18 protein-coding genes and 1 pseudogene are annotated in these 16,144 nt (G+C 73.7%); 8 read left to right on the top strand and 11 right to left on the bottom strand.

From position 1 onward, the window contains the following. Positions 1 to 17: 17 nt before the first annotated feature. From ACTMS9_RS11990 to ACTMS9_RS11980, 3 genes are all read left to right on the top strand, one after another. Positions 18 to 863 carry a DUF3152 domain-containing protein gene (locus tag ACTMS9_RS11990; protein WP_441164914.1) on the top strand — a complete coding sequence of 282 codons (846 nt, stop codon included), beginning with the start codon at positions 18 to 20 and terminating at the stop codon, positions 861 to 863. A 41-nt stretch (positions 864 to 904) separates the two neighbouring features. Continuing rightward, a complete protein-coding gene (gene moeZ / locus ACTMS9_RS11985) occupies positions 905 to 2,155 on the top strand; it encodes an adenylyltransferase/sulfurtransferase MoeZ (RefSeq protein ID WP_358000654.1) in 1,251 nt (416 codons plus the stop codon). A 103-nt stretch (positions 2,156 to 2,258) separates the two neighbouring features. Continuing rightward, the gene (locus ACTMS9_RS11980) at positions 2,259 to 3,089 is read left to right on the top strand and encodes a prenyltransferase/squalene oxidase repeat-containing protein (protein WP_154942060.1); all 831 of its coding nucleotides are present in this window, start codon (positions 2,259 to 2,261) and stop codon (positions 3,087 to 3,089) included. On the opposite strand, the gene ACTMS9_RS11975 is transcribed toward ACTMS9_RS11980, so the two are convergent. The 8 genes from ACTMS9_RS11975 to proB form a co-directional block, all read right to left on the bottom strand. Beyond that, positions 3,073 to 3,588, bottom strand: coding sequence for an SUKH-4 family immunity protein (locus tag ACTMS9_RS11975; protein WP_358000267.1), 516 nt, complete (start codon positions 3,586 to 3,588; stop codon positions 3,073 to 3,075). The genes ACTMS9_RS11980 and ACTMS9_RS11975 overlap by 17 nt on opposite strands. Positions 3,589 to 3,617: 29 nt before the next feature. Further along, positions 3,618 to 4,238: a hypothetical protein gene (locus ACTMS9_RS11970; RefSeq protein WP_441142285.1), complete on the bottom strand. Its 621-nt coding sequence runs from the start codon at positions 4,236 to 4,238 to the stop codon at positions 3,618 to 3,620. Continuing rightward, positions 4,235 to 4,852, bottom strand: coding sequence for a hypothetical protein (locus ACTMS9_RS11965; protein WP_350797929.1), 618 nt, complete (start codon positions 4,850 to 4,852; stop codon positions 4,235 to 4,237). The genes ACTMS9_RS11970 and ACTMS9_RS11965 overlap by 4 nt, the downstream gene beginning before the upstream one ends. Then, on the bottom strand, positions 4,845 to 5,339 hold the full coding sequence (locus tag ACTMS9_RS11960; protein WP_441164913.1) for a hypothetical protein: 495 nt from the start codon (positions 5,337 to 5,339) through the stop codon (positions 4,845 to 4,847). Before ACTMS9_RS11960 ends, ACTMS9_RS11965 begins: the two co-directional genes overlap by 8 nt. A 30-nt stretch (positions 5,340 to 5,369) precedes the next feature. Beyond that, a complete protein-coding gene (locus ACTMS9_RS11955; RefSeq protein ID WP_441164912.1) occupies positions 5,370 to 5,696 on the bottom strand; it encodes a WXG100 family type VII secretion target in 327 nt (108 codons plus the stop codon). Positions 5,697 to 5,698: 2 nt separating this feature from the next. Beyond that, the gene (locus ACTMS9_RS11950; protein WP_441164911.1) at positions 5,699 to 6,097 is read right to left on the bottom strand and encodes a YbaB/EbfC family nucleoid-associated protein; all 399 of its coding nucleotides are present in this window, start codon (positions 6,095 to 6,097) and stop codon (positions 5,699 to 5,701) included. Positions 6,098 to 6,182: 85 nt separating this feature from the next. Next, positions 6,183 to 7,427 carry a glutamate-5-semialdehyde dehydrogenase gene (locus ACTMS9_RS11945; protein WP_441142288.1) on the bottom strand — a complete coding sequence of 415 codons (1,245 nt, stop codon included), beginning with the start codon at positions 7,425 to 7,427 and terminating at the stop codon, positions 6,183 to 6,185. Between the two features lie 90 nt (positions 7,428 to 7,517). Next, positions 7,518 to 8,627 (bottom strand): glutamate 5-kinase, encoded by a 1,110-nt coding sequence (proB, locus tag ACTMS9_RS11940; protein ID WP_441164910.1) that lies wholly within the window; start codon positions 8,625 to 8,627, stop codon positions 7,518 to 7,520. Between the two features lie 61 nt (positions 8,628 to 8,688). On the opposite strand from proB, the gene ACTMS9_RS11935 reads away from it, so the two are divergent. The 3 genes from ACTMS9_RS11935 to ACTMS9_RS11925 are packed head-to-tail and all read left to right on the top strand — an operon-like array spanning position 8,689 to position 11,893. Further along, positions 8,689 to 9,003: an MGMT family protein gene (locus ACTMS9_RS11935; protein ID WP_441164909.1), complete on the top strand. Its 315-nt coding sequence runs from the start codon at positions 8,689 to 8,691 to the stop codon at positions 9,001 to 9,003. A 32-nt stretch (positions 9,004 to 9,035) separates the two neighbouring features. Continuing rightward, positions 9,036 to 10,418, top strand: a complete 1,383-nt coding sequence (locus ACTMS9_RS11930) for an MFS transporter (RefSeq protein ID WP_441164908.1) — start codon at positions 9,036 to 9,038, stop codon at positions 10,416 to 10,418. Beyond that, positions 10,415 to 11,893, top strand: coding sequence for a pyridoxal phosphate-dependent decarboxylase family protein (locus ACTMS9_RS11925; protein ID WP_441164907.1), 1,479 nt, complete (start codon positions 10,415 to 10,417; stop codon positions 11,891 to 11,893). The genes ACTMS9_RS11930 and ACTMS9_RS11925 overlap by 4 nt, the downstream gene beginning before the upstream one ends. A 43-nt stretch (positions 11,894 to 11,936) precedes the next feature. Here ACTMS9_RS11925 and ACTMS9_RS11920 read toward each other — a convergent pair whose 3' ends face one another. The 3 genes and pseudogenes from ACTMS9_RS11920 to ACTMS9_RS11910 form a co-directional block, all read right to left on the bottom strand. After that, a complete protein-coding gene (locus tag ACTMS9_RS11920; RefSeq protein ID WP_441142292.1) occupies positions 11,937 to 13,136 on the bottom strand; it encodes a hypothetical protein in 1,200 nt (399 codons plus the stop codon). Further along, positions 13,129 to 13,659: pseudogene (locus tag ACTMS9_RS11915) on the bottom strand (SigE family RNA polymerase sigma factor). The gene ACTMS9_RS11920 and the pseudogene ACTMS9_RS11915 overlap by 8 nt, the downstream one beginning before the upstream one ends. 193 nt (positions 13,660 to 13,852) lie before the next feature. After that, complete coding sequence (locus ACTMS9_RS11910; RefSeq protein WP_441142293.1) at positions 13,853 to 14,011, bottom strand: hypothetical protein; 159 nt, start codon at positions 14,009 to 14,011, stop codon at positions 13,853 to 13,855. Positions 14,012 to 14,176: 165 nt separating this feature from the next. Between ACTMS9_RS11910 and ACTMS9_RS11905 the strand changes: the two genes are divergently transcribed. Together ACTMS9_RS11905 and ACTMS9_RS11900 are read left to right on the top strand one after the other, a co-directional pair. Beyond that, the gene (locus tag ACTMS9_RS11905) at positions 14,177 to 14,752 is read left to right on the top strand and encodes an NADH-quinone oxidoreductase subunit B (protein ID WP_441142294.1); all 576 of its coding nucleotides are present in this window, start codon (positions 14,177 to 14,179) and stop codon (positions 14,750 to 14,752) included. A gap of 75 nt (positions 14,753 to 14,827) precedes the next feature. Next, positions 14,828 to 16,144: a DUF2252 domain-containing protein gene (locus ACTMS9_RS11900; RefSeq protein ID WP_441164906.1), complete on the top strand. Its 1,317-nt coding sequence runs from the start codon at positions 14,828 to 14,830 to the stop codon at positions 16,142 to 16,144.

The raw sequence follows: 16,144 nt of genomic DNA, 5'->3' as shown, positions 1-16,144 counted from the left end.
TCTGTCATGCTGATCGGGTGACCCCGTTCTCCCCGCTCGCCGAGGGTGGCGAACCGGAACCGGCCGACCAGGCCGACCCCGCCCGACCCGCTGGCGACACCCGACCCGGGCTGGTCCGGATGCGCCGCCGCCGGCGGCGTGCCGCCCTGCTCGGCCTGGTGGCGCTCGGCGCGACCGTGGCCGGCGTCGCCCTCGTCCGGGCCGACGACGGGCCGTCCGTCCCCGCGTCCGCCGGGCTGTCGCGGCCACACGGGTTCGGCGCCAGCGAGGACGCCGCGCCCGCCGCGTACCCGACCAGCGGCTCCGGTCGCTTCGCCGCCGCCGACGGCCGCTCGCCGGTGCGCGGGTACGACGGCCCGCTGCGCCGCTACCGGGTGGCGGTCGAGGAGGGCACCGGGCAGGACGTCGACCTCTTCGCCGACACCGTGGACGAGGCGCTCGCCGACCGGCGCAGCTGGATCGCCTCGGGCGAACTGCGGGTGCAGCGGGTGCCCGAGGCCGCCGCCGCCGACTTCACCGTCTACCTGACCAGCCCGGCCACCTCCGAGCGGATGTGCGCCGAGGGCGGGTTGATGACCGAGGGGTACACCTCCTGCCGGCTGCCCGGTCAGGTGATCATCAACCTGGCCCGCTGGATGGACGCGGTGCCCGACTACGGTGCCCCGCTGGCCGTCTACCGGACGTACGTGGTCAACCACGAGATCGGCCACGAACTGGGCGAGGAGCACCAGGCCTGCCCCGGCCCCGGCGCGCCGGCCCCGGTCATGCAGCAGCAGACGTACGGCCTGGACGGCTGCGTCGCCAACGCCTGGCCGTACGTCGACGGGGTGCGCCATGAGGGCGCGCTCGTCCCCGGTGCCTGAGTTATTCCCGCTCCCGAATGTCGGGCCACGTGTCACTGCTCATGGCCGACCGGACCCCCGGCGAGCGACAATGGCGCGGTTCGCCACCAGCCGATCCCGGGGAGTCCACCGTGTCGCTGCCCCCGCTCGTCGAGCCCGCCGCCGAGCTGACCGTTGACGAGATCCGCCGCTACTCGCGCCACCTGATCATCCCGGACGTCGGGGTCGCGGGACAGAAGCGGCTGAAGAACGCCCGGGTGCTGTGTGTCGGCGCCGGCGGTCTCGGCTCACCCGCCCTGCTGTACCTCGCCGCGGCCGGCGTCGGCACGCTCGGCATCATCGACTTCGACACCGTCGACGAGTCCAACCTCCAGCGGCAGGTCATCCACGGCGTCTCCGACGTCGGCCGCCCGAAGGCGGAGTCCGCCGCGGCGTCGATCCGCGAGATCAATCCGCTGGTGAACGTGCGGATCCACAACACCGCGCTGGACCGGGAGAACGTCCGCGAGATCTTCGCCGAGTACGACCTGATCGTCGACGGCACCGACAACTTCGCGACCCGCTACATGGTCAACGACGCGGCGGTGCTGCTCGGCAAGCCGTACGTCTGGGGCTCGATCTACCGCTTCGACGGCCAGGCGTCGGTGTTCTGGGCCGAGCACGGCCCCTGCTACCGCTGCCTCTACCCGGAGCCCCCGCCGCCCGGCATGGTCCCGTCCTGCGCCGAGGGCGGCGTGCTCGGCGTGCTCTGCGCGTCGATCGGTTCGATCCAGGTCAACGAGGCGATCAAGCTGCTCACCGGCATCGGCGAGCCGCTGGTCGGCCGGCTGATGGTCTACGACGCCTTGGAGATGTCGTACCGCAAGATCAAGGTTCGCAAGGACCCGAACTGCGTGCTCTGCGGCGAGAACCCGACGGTCACCGACCTGCTGGAGGACTACGAGGACTTCTGCGGCGCGGTCTCCGAGGAGGCGCAGGAGGCGGTCATCGACGCCACCATCACCGCGCTGGAGCTCAAGGAGTGGCAGGACGCCGGCAAGGACATCTTCCTGGTCGACGTCCGCGAGCCCGCCGAGTACGAGATCGTCCGCATCCCCGGCGCCACGCTGATCCCCAAGGGCGACATCATCTCCGGCGAGGCGCTGGCGACGCTGCCGCAGGACCGGCAGATCGTGCTGCACTGCAAGTCCGGCGTCCGCTCCGCCGAGGCGCTCGCCGCCCTCAAGGCGGCCGGGTTCCGCGACGCGGTGCACGTCCAGGGTGGTGTGCTCTCCTGGATCAAGCAGATCGATCCCTCGCTGCCCGCGTACTGAGCGACGGCCGGGGCCGGCGGCGGGCCACTCACCCGCCCCGGCCTCGGCCGATTCCCCGAGGCGCGATCCCCTTTGCGCAGGTAGCGTGACCGCCGTGGTGGACATGGACGCCGCTATCGGCTTCGTCGTGGCGCACGGGGACGCGGTGGACCGCGCGCGGCTCTCCCGGCTGCGCACCGGCGCGCCGGTGCCGGTCGAGCTGCTTGACGCCGCCGAGGCCGGGCAGACGCCCGACGGGGGCTGGCCGGCCGTCCTGGACGGTGCCGTCGGCTCCGTCGACGCGACCTGCTTCCGCCTCGCCGAGCTGGACGACCTCGGCGCCCTCGGCCGCCCGGCGGCCCGGCACGCGCTGGACTGGCTCGCCGCCCGCCAACTGCCCGACGGCGGCTGGGACGAGGACCCCTCGCTGGCCGGCCTCGCCCCCGAGTGGGCCCGGCCGGGCGATCCGGAGGCCCGGTTCTACCTCACCGCCAACGCCGGGTTCTGGCTGACCGTGGCCGGCCTGGACGCCCGCGCCGCCGGCCCGCTCGACCACCGCGTCGGCGGCGCGTACGCCGGGGTGGTGCAGGCGGCGGCGCACGCGGTCGCCGCGCAGCTCGCCCCGGACGGCGGCTGGCCGTCCTTCCTGCCCGCCGGCTGGCTGAGCGCCGCCGTGCTGCACCGGCAGGAGATGTACTACGAGTCGGCGCGGATCCAGGCGGTGCTGGCCGAGCGGATCCCGAAGATGTCCCCGGCCGACGTCGCCTGGCTGGCCGCGACGCTGCGTCGGGTCGAGGTGGGCGAGGAGCAGTGGCTGCTGGTCTCGGCCCGCCGCCGGCTCGCCGAGACCCAGCGCAGCGACGGCGGCTGGGACAGCGACGACGGTCACCAGTTCGACGTGCACACCACCCTGCGGGCGATCCGGGCCTGCCGGACGGTCACTTCAACTGGCTGATCACCAGCGGCCACCAGCCGTCCGGGGTGAACGCGGCCGGGTCGATGCTCTCCAGCACCATCCGCAGCGTCTCGGCCCGCTCGGCCCGGCCCGCCTTGCCCTCGTCCGCCTCGACGAAGAGCGCGAACTGGTAGAGGAACTCGACGAAGGTACGGAAGCTGCTGTTGACGCCCTGGATGTCCTGCTGGTCCAGGTCGAACTGGAGGATCTCGCCGTTGCGCGGGTCCAGCACGTAGAGCAGGTCGGGGTTGTCGGCGACCGCGCCCACCACGATCAGCCGGACGTCCAGCGAACCGTCCTCGGTGCTGAGCTGGATGGTGTCGTACAGCTCGATGTCGCCTTCGAGGAAGGCGGTGTAGACGACCGCCACGTCGAGCGGGATTTCATCACCGGCGGGGAGCAGGTCGGGGCTGAACCCACCCTCCAGCCACGCCTCGCGCGGGTACGGGATGAGCTCGTCCTCGCTCCACAGTGCCGTGAACCGGGGATCAGCTGCCATGACGGTCCTTCCGCGGGTCGACGGGGGATTCAGGAGGACAGGCCGGCGGCGATCAGCAGGCGTCGCCAGTTGTCGGCGTACTCGCCGGTGTGCGGCCCCTTGCGCAGCCGCCGCTCGGCCACGCCCGGACCGAGCACGGTCCCGACGAGCGCCGGGTAGCCGGGGCCGAGCACGTGTTCGTCGAAGAACGTGACGACGTCCGGGGCGATGACGGTCAGCTCCGGTTCGGTGTCCGGGTGCTCGTAGAGAAAGACGTAGGCGTCCGGCTCCATCCAGTAGACGTCGAGGTCCTCGGTGTCCAGGTAGATCGGAGCGCCGCCTTTGATATCGCCGCGCAGGCCGGGCGGGATGCTGTCCACCTCGTGGCCGACCGGCAGCGGACTGCCCATCGGGTCGTTCTCGTTCACCGTGCGGGCCGCCCAGGCCGCCGGGCTGAGGATCTCCTCCGGCGGCGTGAACCGGAAGTTGTCGCCCTCCAGCCGGCCGAAGAGGCGGTAGACCTCGGCCACGCCGGGCAGCGCGGGCAGCGGCTCCAGCGGGGCCGGCTCGCCGATGACCACCCCGAAGCCCTGCTCGGCCTCCAGCCGCCGCAGCAGCGCGAGCTTCTCCCGGATCCGGTCCAGGCCGGCGGGGACGTCGGGGTCGCTCACTCGATGACCCGCACGATGATCGGGGTGCCCTCGGGGACGTCCCGTAGCGCCAAGGAGATCTCCCTGCCGAGTTCGCGGTTGGTCCAGGCGTCCATCGGCCTGAGATTATCGTACGTGTCCGTTCCGTCCATTTGCAGCTCGTGGATGTGGTCCGGGTCGTAGCCCTGGCCGCGCTCGGTGATCGGCCCCTTGCCGGCGAAGAGCCGGTCCACCACGGTCTTGTTGGCCAGGTACTTGTTGGTCTCCGGGGTGCCCATGTCCGCCTTGAGGCGGCCGTCCTTGGTGAGGTCCCGGATCATCCGGTCCCGGTAGATGTTGGTGCGGGTGCGGCTCTTCTGCTGCTGGGGGTCGTAGACCTTGTTGCTGTCCCGGTCCGGCTTCGCCTTCTTCAGCCGCCCCTCCTGGCCGAGCCGGCGCAGGTCGCCCGCCTTGCGGTCGAAGTCCCGCTTGTCGAAGTCCGGACGGTTCTTCAGCACCAGCACGGCCGGCCCGTCGACCTTCGTGCCGGCGGCCTTGGCGGTGCGGAACACGTCGGCGTTCTCCAGGTACGCCGAGACGATCCGAGCCCCCTTGGCCTGCGCCTGGCGGGGCGGGCTGGTCCGCTTCCTAGCCATTGAGCACCGTGTCCACCGCCAGCCCGATCAGCTGGTCGACGATCATCCCGGTGATCATCTTGAAGATCGGGATCTCCAGCAGGGAGGCGCCGAAGGTGACCGCCGCCGTGGCGATCGCCTGCGCGATCTGGATGGCCAGCAGGATCAGCTGGATGATCACCTGGATCTTCAGGGCCAGCACCACCCCCGCCGCGGCCATCAGCCCGATGGCGATCACGTTCGTCGGGTTGGTGGCGTCGGCGATGTTGCGGGCGGCCGACTCCTTGTCGTTCCACTCGCTGGCAAAGGCGGTGATGCTCTCGCCCCGGTTGGTCTCCAGCACCGTCCGCGCCGCCGACTCCAACCGGGCGACCGAGCTGTTGATCCGGTCGGCCATGCCGGTCCACTCGCCGGCGAGCTGAAAGATCGCGGTCTCGTCGGACTCCGGCCAGTCGTAGCCGATCATCGAGAGCAGGGACGCGAGCTCGCCCGGAAGCGTCAGGCCCACGGCGACTCCTTTCGTACGTGCGGAGGGGGCTCAGCCGCCCAGCGAGCCGAGGATCGAGCGGAACGAGGCGGTGACGTCCTCCTCGACGGCCCGGTAGTTCTCGGCCATCCCGTGCAGGCCGTCGGCGTAGCTCTCCAGCTCGGCGACGTTGGTGCTGAGGCACTCGGTCAGGGCGTCCACACAGGCCTGGTGGGCGACACCGACCAGCATGCCGATCTCGTCGCCGCCGAAGGCCTGCGCGTAGCTGCCCAGCGCGCCCTGGAAAGCCTCGAAGGCCTGCCGGACCTCCTCCTTGGCCTGGGTCAGCTCGTCCGCGCCGCGGCGCAGGGCGTCGATGTCGACCTCGAGGTTCTCCATCGTCAGCTCCGCTGCTGGATCTTGCGCATGGTCTCGCTGATGGTCTGGCTGATCTCGCGCATCTGGCGCAGGCCCTGGTCCTGGAGGCGCTCGACGGTGGCGGTCATCGCGGCGAGGTCGGGCATCGGCTCGGCCGCGGCCGGGTCGTCCTGCCCGTCGAGCGCCGCGTTCACCGCCCGGCGCAACTCCTCGGCGAGGTGTTCCGCCCCCTCGCGCAGCACCCGGGGGTCGAGGTCGATGGCGCTGACCCGCCCGTCGGTGCCGAGGGTGACCCGGATCCGTCCGTCGGCGGCCTCGCCCACCGACTCGACCCGTTCCCGGGGCGTGACGGTGCGGCTCACCTCCCGCAGCGCGGCGCGCGCCTGCGCCAGCTGCTCTTCCAGGGCGCTCTCGCCCAGCATGCCGCCTCCCCAGACAAGCCGTACTGAACCGGCCTCAGACTAGCGGCCCCGCGCACCCCCGCGTACGCCCGTCCAACCCGGACGGTCAGCCGCGCAGGTGTCCGTTCCCGGTGACCACGTACTTCGTCGAGGTCAGCTCGGGCAGACCCATCGGGCCGCGGGCGTGCAGCTTCTGCGTGGAGATGCCGATCTCGGCGCCGAAGCCGAACTCGCCGCCGTCGGTGAACCGGGTCGACGCGTTCACCATCACCGCCGCCGCGTCCACCCGGGCCACGAACTCCCGGGCCGCCGCGGCGGAGTCGGTGAGGATCGCCTCGGTGTGCCCGGTGCCGTAGCGGCGGATGTGCGCGACCGCCGCGTCGAGCGAGTCGACCACGGCCACCGAGATGTCCGCCGAGAGGTACTCGGTGGCGAAGTCCTCGTCGGTGGCCGGCACCACCGCGGCGGAGTACGCGGCCACCCGGTCGTCGCCGTGCACGGTCACCCGGGCCTGGGCGAAGGCGGCCAGCGCCGGCGGCAGGAAGGCGTCCGCGACGTCCGCGTGCACCAGCAGCGACTCGGCGGTGTTGCAGGTGGACAGCCGCTGGGTCTTCGCGTTGAGGGTCACCGCCACCGCCTTCGCCACGTCCGCCGCGGCGTCGACGTAGACGTGGCAGTTGCCCACCCCGGTCTCGATCACCGGCACCGTCGACTCCTCGACCACGGTGCGGATCAGCGACGCGCCGCCGCGGGGGATCAGCACGTCGACCAGCCCGCGCGCCCGCATCAGCTCCTTGACCGAGTCGCGCGAGGTGGCGTCGAGCAGCTGCACCGCGTCCGCCGGCAGGCCGGCCCCGGCGACCGCGTCCCGCAGGACGGCGACCAGCGCCGCGTTCGAGTGCGCCGCCGACGAGGAGCCGCGCAGCAGCGCGGCGTTGCCGGACTTCAGGCAGATCCCGGCGGCGTCCACGGTCACGTTCGGCCGGGCCTCGTAGATGATGCCGACCACCCCGAACGGCACCCGGATCTGGCGCAGCTCCAGCCCGTTGGGCAGGGTCGAGCCGCGGACCACCTCGCCCACCGGGTCGGGCAGCGCGGCCATCTGGCGCAGCGCGTCCGCGATGCCCGCCACCCGGCCCGCGTCGAGCGCCAGCCGGTCCAGCACGGCCGCGCTCAGCCCGGCCGTGCGCCCCGCCGCCAGGTCCGCCTCGTTGGCGGTCAAAATCTCACGCGTACGCGCCACCAGCGCGTCGGCCATCGCGTGCAGCGCGGCGTCCTTGGCGGTACGCGTGGCGACCGCCAGCTCGCCCGCCGCGTCCCGGGCCCGGCGGGCCTGCTCGCTGACGCTCATGCCGGCGCTCCGCCGCGCTCCGTGCCGCCATGAGGCACCATCGCGCTGAACTGATGAAACGCTCGCTGACGCTCGCTCATCGGCAACTCCTCACAGCAGCACGAGGTCGTCGCGGTGGACGACCTCCCGTTCGTACGCCGGGCCGAGCGCCGCGGCGAGTTCTCCGGTGGAGCGGCCGAGCAGCCCAGGCAGCTCCACCGCGTCGTAGTTGACCAGCCCCCGGGCCACCGGCGCGCCCTCGGCGTCCACCAGGTCGACCGGGTCGCCGGCGGTGAACGCGCCGTCCACGGCGGTGATCCCGGCCGGCAGCAGCGACTTGCGTCGCCCCACCACCGCCTGCACCGCCCCGGGGTCGAGGTGCAGCCGCCCGCGGGGCGAGGTGGCGTGCGCGAGCCAGAACAGTCGGGCCGCGGGCCGCTGCCGGCTGGCGTGGAAGAAGGTGCCGACCGGCTCGCCGGCCAGCGCCTCGGCGGCCAGCGGCGCGGCGGTCAGCACCACCGGAATGCCGAAGCCGGTGGCGATCCGGGCCGCCTCGACCTTGGTGACCATGCCGCCGGTGCCGACGCCGGAGCGGCCCGCGCCGCCGATGTCGATGCCGGCCAGGTCGGCCTCGCCGCGCACCTCGGTGATCCGGGCGCTGCCCGGCTGGGTCGGGTCCCCGGTCCAGAGCGCGTCCACGTCTGAGAGGAGCACCAGCAGGTCGGCGTCGACCAGGGCGGCGACCAGCGCGGCCAGCCGGTCGTTGTCGCCGAAGCGGATCTCCTCGGTGGCGACCGTGTCGTTCTCGTTGACGATCGGCACCGCGCGCAGGTCGAGCAACTTGCGCAGGGTCCGGTACGCGTTCCGGTAGTGCGCCCGCCGAGTCACGTCGTCGACGGTGAGCAGCACCTGGCCGACGGTGAGCCGGTGCCGGGCGAAGCCGGTCGCGTACCGGCCGATGAGCAGGCCCTGCCCGACGCTCGCGGCGGCCTGCTGGGTGGCCAGGTCGCGGGGACGCCGGGCCAGCCCGAGCGGGGCCAGGCCGGCGGCGATCGCGCCGGAGGAGACCAGCACCACCTCGTGCCCCCGGGCGGCGAGCGCGCCGAGGGTGTCCACCAGGGCGTCGACCCGGGCGTCGTCCAGCCCACCGCCGCCGGTGGTCAGCGAGGACGAACCGATCTTGACGACGATCCGCCGGGCCTGGGTGACTGCTTCGCGCACCCGCCCATTCTGCGCGGTCGGTTCCGCACGACCCGGCGGGCTTCCCATATCGTGGCCGGTCGTGACGCCTGAGGAGTACGTCGAGACGGTGCTCGCGCTGGTCGAGCGGATCCCGCCGGGCCGGGTGATGTCGTACGGGGCGGTCGCCGACGCCCTCGCCGAGCGCTCGGGCCGGGCCTCCGCGCGGCTGGTCGGCTCGATCATGGCCCGGCACGGCGGCGGGGTGCCCTGGCACCGGGTGGTGACCTCCGCCGGCCGACTGCCGCCGGGTCACGAGGTCGAGGCGCGGGCCCGGTTGCGGGCTGAGGGCTGCCCGTTGCGGGCCGCCGGGGTGGACATGCCGGCGGCGAGCTGGTGGCCGGAAGAGGGAATGTGACCCTGGCCATAACGTGAGTAACATTCGGCCCCATGGACGCGCCGCCGGCTGAAGCCGACCCCTCGGTCGCCGGCACGACCGAGGCGCGGCGACCGGACCCGCTGCCGCGCCGGGTGCACGCCGGCTACGCCCTCGGGTCGCTGGCCACCGGCGCGTTCGGCACCGTGCCGGGGCTGCTGCTGCTGCCGTACCTCACCGACACCCTGGGCGTGGCCGCCGGGGTGGCCGCCCTGCTGGTGCTGCTGCCCAAGGCGTGGGACGTGCTGGTGAACCCGGTGGCCGGGCGGCTCTCCGACCGCACCCGTTCCCGCTGGGGGCCGCGCCGACCGTGGCTGCTCGGCGCCGGGCTCGCCCTCGCGGTGCTCTTCGCCGCCATCTTCGCCGCGCCCTTCGGCGCCGGTCCCGCCGCCGGGGCGTACGTGGCGCTCGCCTTCCTCGCCACCGCCACCGCGTTCGCCTTCTTCCAGGTGCCGTACGTGGCGATGCCGGCCGAGCTGACCGGCGACCGCGCGGAGCGTACCCGGCTGATGACCTGGCGGATCGCGGTGCTGGCGCTGGCCATCCTGGTCTCCGGCGCGGTGGCCCCGATGGTGGTGACCGCGACCGGCGACGGCCTCGCCGGGCACCGGTGGATGGGCCTCTTCGTCGCCGCGCTGATCGCCCTCGGCGCCGTCGGCGCCTTCCTCGGGACCCGCGCGGTCGCGACCGGCGCGGTGACCGAGACCGAGCCCACGCTGCGCGCCCAGCTCGCGGTGGCCGCCGGCAACCGGCCGTTCCGGGCGCTGCTGCTCTGCTTCGTGATCCAGTCGGCCGGGGTGGCGACCATCCTGGCCGGGGTCAGCTACTTCGCCGACCAGATCCTGCGCGACCCGGAGAACGGCCCGACCCTGCTCTTCGCCTGTTTCGTCGGGCCGGCGCTGCTGGTGATGCCGCTGTGGTCCCGGCTCGGCGCCCGGCTCGGCAAGCGGACCACCCTGGTCGCCGCCTCGCTGCTGCTCGCCGCCGGGGCGCTGGCCCTGGTCGCCGCGCCCGCGCTGCCCGCCGCCGCCGTCTACGCGGTGGTCGCGCTGCTCGGCGTCGGGTACGCCGGCCAGCAGGTCTTCGCCCTGGCCCTGCTGCCGGACTGCGTCGCCCACGAGACCGCGCGGACCGGCCGCCGGCAGGCGGGCGTCTTCACCGGCCTGTGGACGGCGGGAGAGACCTTCGGCCTGGCGCTGGGCCCCGGCCTCTACGGCCTGGTGCTCCAGGTCTCCGGCTACGTCTCCTCCGACACCGGCACCGCGGCGGCCCAGTCCGACCAGGCCCGGCTCGGCGTGCTGCTCGGCTTCACCGTGCTGCCCGCCCTGCTGGTCGGGCTCGCCGTGCTGCTGCTGCGCGGCTGGACCCTGGACCCCGACCCGAAGGGCGACCGATGATCGACGAGGACGGCGCACCCGCCGAGCGGGTGCTGGCGGAGATCCTCGAGCTGCGGGCCCTCGACCGGCCGACACACGGCGGACGGCTGTTCGCCTACGTCTACGACCCCGCCGTGCCCGGCCTGGACGAGCTGGCCGCCGCCGCGCACGCCGGCAGCGCGCACGTCAACGGGCTCGACCCAACCGCGTTCCCGTCCCTGCTGGCGATGGAGAACGCGCTGGTCGGAGCGGCCGCCCGGCTGCTCGGCGGCGGCCCCGGCACGACCGCTGCGGAGGTGGTCGGCAGCGTCACCAGCGGTGGCACCGAGTCGCTGATCCTCGCCGTCAAGGCCGCCCGGGACGCCCGCCCCGAGCTGACCGCGCCCCGGATCGTGGTGCCGGCCAGCGGGCACGCCGCCTTCGCCAAGGCCGCCCACCTGCTCGGGGTCACCCTCGACACGGTGCCGGTCGACCCGAAGACGCTGCGCCCGGCGGCCGCCGACGTGGCCGCCGCGATCCGCCCGGAGACGGTGCTGGTGGCCTGCTCCGCCCCCTCGTACGCGCACGGCGTCATCGACCCGGTGGCGGAGATCGCCGCGGCGGCCGCGGCGGCCGGGGTGCGCTGCCACGTGGACGCCTGCTTCGGCGGCTGGACGCTGCCCTACCTGCGCCGCCTCGGCGCGCCGGTGCCGCCGTTCGACTTCGCCGTCGACGGGGTCACCTCGATCTCGGTGGACCTGCACAAGTACGCGTACGCCCCGAAGGGCGTGTCGGTGCTGCTGCACCGCGACCCGGCGCTGCGCGCCCCGCAGTACTTCGCGTACGCGGACTGGCCCGGGTACACGATGGTCAACCCGGTGCTCGCCTCGACCCGCTCGGGCGGGCCGATCGCCGCCGCGTACGCCACCCTGCGGCACCTCGGCGACGCCGGCTACCTGCGGCTCGCCGGGCTGACCCGGGACGCGGTGGCCGGCCTGGCCGACGCGGTGCGCGGTGTGGCCGGCCTGCGGCTGATGGCCGAGCCGGAGTCCACCGTCGTCTGCTTCACCAGCACCGACCCCGAGCTGGACCTGTTTGTGCTGGTCGACGAGCTGGCCGCGCGCGGCTGGCACACCCAGCCGCAGCTGTCGTACGCCGACCTGCCGGCCAGCGTGCACCTCACCGTCACCGCGTCGGTCGCGCCCCGGGTGGCCGAGTTCGGCCCGGACCTGGTGGCCGCGGTGGCCGCGGCCCGGGCCGCCGGGCCGGTGCGGCTCCCCGACGAACTGCGCGCCCTGGCCACCGCGTTGACCCCGGACGCGCTCACCCCGGACCTGGTCGCCGGTCTGGCCGCCGGCCTCGGCCTGGGCGCCGGGTCCGACCCGGCCCCGACTGGCGGCGGCGCGCTACCGGAGCGGATGGCCCTGGTCAACGCGCTGCTCGACGCCGCGCCGCCGGCGCTGCGGGAGCGGCTGCTGGTCGAGTTCGTCAGCCTGCTCCAGCGCCCGACGTACTGAGTGCCCGGTGTGGCGATCGCCGACGCCGCACCGGGTCCCAGCCTCACCGCCAGGCAATCGTGTCCTGGTTGTCGCTGTCGTCCCGTTCCAGCAGGTAGTTGCTGCCCGGCCCGAGCGCCGCCACGCTCAACGGCGCGGTCCCGGCGGGCAGGGCGACCCCCGGCCGCACCCGGACGGCCAACCGTAACGGCAGCTCCCCGCCGGACTCGAGCGACCCGAACCGGCAGATCAACGGCGTGCGGTCAGCCACGTCGGCGCCGCAGCCACCCCAGCCGTCGACGTCCGGTTCGAGCTGCGCGGGCAGATCCAGGCGCAGCTGGACCGCGGCGACCTCCCGACCGCCGAGGTGCCGGATCCGCGCCTCGATCCAGCCCACGCGGGAACCGTCGTCGGCCTCGGTGAGCCGCAGCTCCGCCACGCTGATCGCGAGGTTGGCGGAGTACGGGTTCGGGCCGAAGGCGGTCGGCCCGGAGACCTGACCGAACGAGCGGCCGTCCCAGCGGTAACCGCGCCACTGCCGCTGCGACCAGTCACCGGGCCAGCCGCCGCCGGGTGCGATGTCGCCGACCTGCACGCGGACCACACCGTCGTCGCGGACATCGAGCGCGATCAGCCACTGCGGTCGCTCCAACCTGCTCGCCGCCACCCGGCCGACGGTCACGATCCGTCCCGACCCGTCCCGGTCGAAGGCCACCACCTGTTGCGGGCCGCCGGTGCCCCGCACGCACTGCACCAGCGCCACGGTCTCGGCCGCCCCGTCGCCGTCGATGTCACCGGTGTCGAGCGCGAGCAGGGTGTTCGTCTCCCACCCGGCTTCGCCGGTCAACCGGACCCGGCCGTTCGGGCAACCGGCGTCGACGTGCCAGGTGGGCAGCGTGACCGGGCCGGCCAGGAGCTGGGCCCGGCTGATCCGGCCGTCCGGCGCCCCGGTCGGGCTCGTGCTGGTGGTCGCCGAGGACGGGGTCGGGCTGCCGGAGCCGCTCGGCGTCGGCGACGGGCTCGCGGTGGCGCTCGGCGTCGGCTCGACCGGGGTCGGGCCGGGGGCCGAGCGGTCCAGCGCCGCGTACCCGACGACCGGCCCGGCCAGCAGGGTCAGCGCGGCCGTCGCCCCCGCGGCGAGGTGGCTGCGCCGCCGCCGGCGTACGGCCCGCCGCACGGCGGCCGGTCCCGGCACCTCGATCTCGGTCATCACCGCCTGGCGGTAGCGGGCGAACTCCGTGGCGAGAACCTCCTGCTCAGGCATCCCGCACCTCCTCGGTGGTCTCGCGCAGGTGGGTGGCGAGCGCCGCCCGGCCCCGGTGCAGCCAGGACTTGACCGTGCCCTCGGCGACCTGCTGCTAAGCGGCGATCTCGGCGACCGTCAGGTCGGCGAGGTAGTGCAGCACCACGGCGCGGCGCTGCTTGGGCGGCAACTGCGCCAGGGCCTGGTCGAGCGCCACCCGGTCCGGCGTCGGCCCGGCCACGTGCGTCTCCCGCTGCCGGCGCAGGAACAGTTCGGCGGTACGCAGCCGCCGCCAGCGGTGGTGGCCCAGGTTCCAGGCGACCTTGCGTACCCAGGCCAGCGGGTCCTCGTAGCCGGCCACCCGGTCCCAGCGCACGTACGCCCGGCAGAAGGCCTCCTGGACCAGGTCCTGCGCCTGGCCGAGGTCACCGGTGTACGCGGTGAGCTGGACGACCAGCCCCCGGAAGTGTGCGTGGTAGAAGTCGTCGAAGATCAGCTCGGGCGGCTCGGGAGCCGGGCCCGGCGGTGGCTCGGCGACCCGCACGTCTCTCGTCACAGTCACTCGTCCTCCCCGTGGCGGCCGTGGGTCCGTACCCGCCGGCACCGGTCACTCCGGTACCGGCACCGGCCGGTTGTCGTCGTTCGACGGGGGAGGGCGGTCGGGGCCGGGACGACCGGACCCGGACGGGCACCGCCGGCCGAGACCCCCGTGCCCGGCCGGCGGTGGCTCATGGACGTCAGCCGTTGTCGACGGCGTCGAGCGTGGTCAGCCGGCCCGCCGAGACGGTGGCCGGCCGGCCGGTCGTCGTGGTGGCGGCGGCCCGTGCCGCGGCCAGGACGGCCAGCGCCGACCCGAGCGGCGCGCCGGCGACCCGTCCTCCGGTTCCTACGTCCATGCTTTCTCCCCGTGATCGTCGGTCGCGGCGTCGGCCGCGCCCGTTGGTGGCGCGCGGGTGGGTTTCCTCCGCGTCGTCACACCCGTAGAAGCCCGCGACGGCCGTTCCGGTTGCAGCCCGGGCGCTGTGGTTGACTGTCCGGTGGGAGACAGGAAGGGGGCGGTCGTGCAGCTGCCGGGAGTGCTCGGCGAGCCGATCCGGTTCGTGCTGAACTGGGGCCGCCGCTACTCGCTCTGGGTCTTCAACTTCGGCCTGGCCTGCTGCGCGATCGAGTTCATCGCCACCAGCATGGGTCGGCACGACTTCATCCGGCTGGGCGTGATCCCGTTCGCCCACGGCCCCCGGCAGGCCGACCTGATGGTGGTCTCCGGCACGGTCACCGACAAGATGGCCCCGGCGATCAAGCGCCTCTACGACCAGATGCCCGAGCCGAAGTACGTGATCTCGTTCGGCGCCTGCTCCAACTGCGGCGGCCCGTACTGGGACTCGTACTCGGTGACCAAGGGCGTCGACCAGCTCATCCCGGTCGACGTCTACGTGCCCGGCTGTCCGCCGCGGCCGGAGGCGCTGCTGCACGGCATCCTCCGCCTGCAGGAGAAGATCGCCGCCGAGCAGTCCGGGATCGGCGGCGTGGCCCGCCCCGACGCGCTCGCCTCGCCGGCGGACGCGCCGCGCCCGGACTTCCCACCCCGCTCGGTCGGCTCGCTCACCTCCCCGCCGGTACGCCCGCCGGTGTCCTGAACCGCCACCCGGCCCACCCGGCCGACCCGCTCGGACGAGCGCCCCGGCTGGCGGCCGGCGGTTAGCCTGCGGTCCATGACCCAGTCCGCGGAGCAGCGTTCCGCCTTCATCGTCGACGTGCTCACCGAGGAGTTCGGTGCGTCGATGGCACTCGACCCGGCGGCCTTCCGCCGCAAGTTCCGCAAGATGGCCGCCTCCCCGTTCGCCTTCTACCGGGGCAGCGCGTCCCTGTTCTACGCCGACCAGCGCGGCGACTTCGCCGACGAGGCGTTCCTCGACGAGCGGACCAGCCGGGTGTGGATCCACGGCGACCTGCACGCGGAGAACTTCGGCACCTACATGAACGGCTCCGGGCAGTTGGTGTTCAACGTCAACGACTTCGACGAGGCGTACGTCGGGCCGTTCTCCTGGGACCTCAAGCGCCTGGCGGCCAGCGTCGCCCTGCTCTGCTACGCCAAGGCCCTGTCGGACCAGGTGATCAGTGAGCTGGTCGCCCGGTTCGCCCGGTCGTACCTGACCGAGCTGCGGGCCATCGCGGCCGGCGGGGACGACGCGATCGGCTCGATCACCCTGGACAACGCCGACGGCGTGCTGCGCCGGGTGCTCCAGCAGGCCCGGCTCAACACCCGGGTGGACCTGCTCGCCACGCAGACCACCATCGACAACTACGAGCGCCGCTTCTCCCTCGGCGACGGGGTGTTCGAGATCGACGCGGCCACCCGGAAGAAGGTCTGCGCTGCCTTCGAGAGCTATCTGGGGTCGTTGCCGGCATCGCCCCCGCGGCTGCGTCCTGTTTCATCCCACATCAAGGACGTGGTGCTGCGCAAGGGCGTGGGCATCGGCTCGGCCGGGCTGCCGTCGTACAACCTGCTGCTGGAGGGGCACACCCAGGCGCTGGAGAACGACGTCGTGATCTACATGAAGCAGGCGCAGGTGCCCGCGGTGGCCCGGCACATCGACGACGAGCGGGTCCGCGGCTACTTCCGGCATCAGGGCCACCGTACGGCCGAGTCGCAGCGGGCACTCCAGGCGCACGCCGATCCGTGGCTGGGCTTCACCGAGCTGGACGGGACCGGCCAGCTCGTCGCCGAGATCTCCCCGTACGCCGCCGACCTGGACTGGGCGGACGTCAACGAGCCGGACGAGCTGGCCGGGGTGCTGAGCGACCTGGGCCGGGCGGTGGCCCGGATGCACTCGGTCGCCGACGACGAGTCCAGCCACGACCTGGTGGACTACTCCACCGAGGAGTCGATCGTGGCGGCGGTGGACGCCGACGAGGCCGGTTTCGTCACCCACCTCGTCGACTTCGCGCACGCCTACGGCGTCCGGACCCGGGAGGACCACCAGCTCTTCGTGGACCTGTTCCGCAACGGCCGCCTACCCGGCATCTGA

The sequence above is a fragment of the Micromonospora sp. L31 genome, assembly GCF_052068075.1.
GTDB classification, from domain to species: domain Bacteria; phylum Actinomycetota; class Actinomycetes; order Mycobacteriales; family Micromonosporaceae; genus Micromonospora; species Micromonospora purpureochromogenes.
This window is presented reverse-complemented; position numbering and strand designations above follow the sequence as displayed.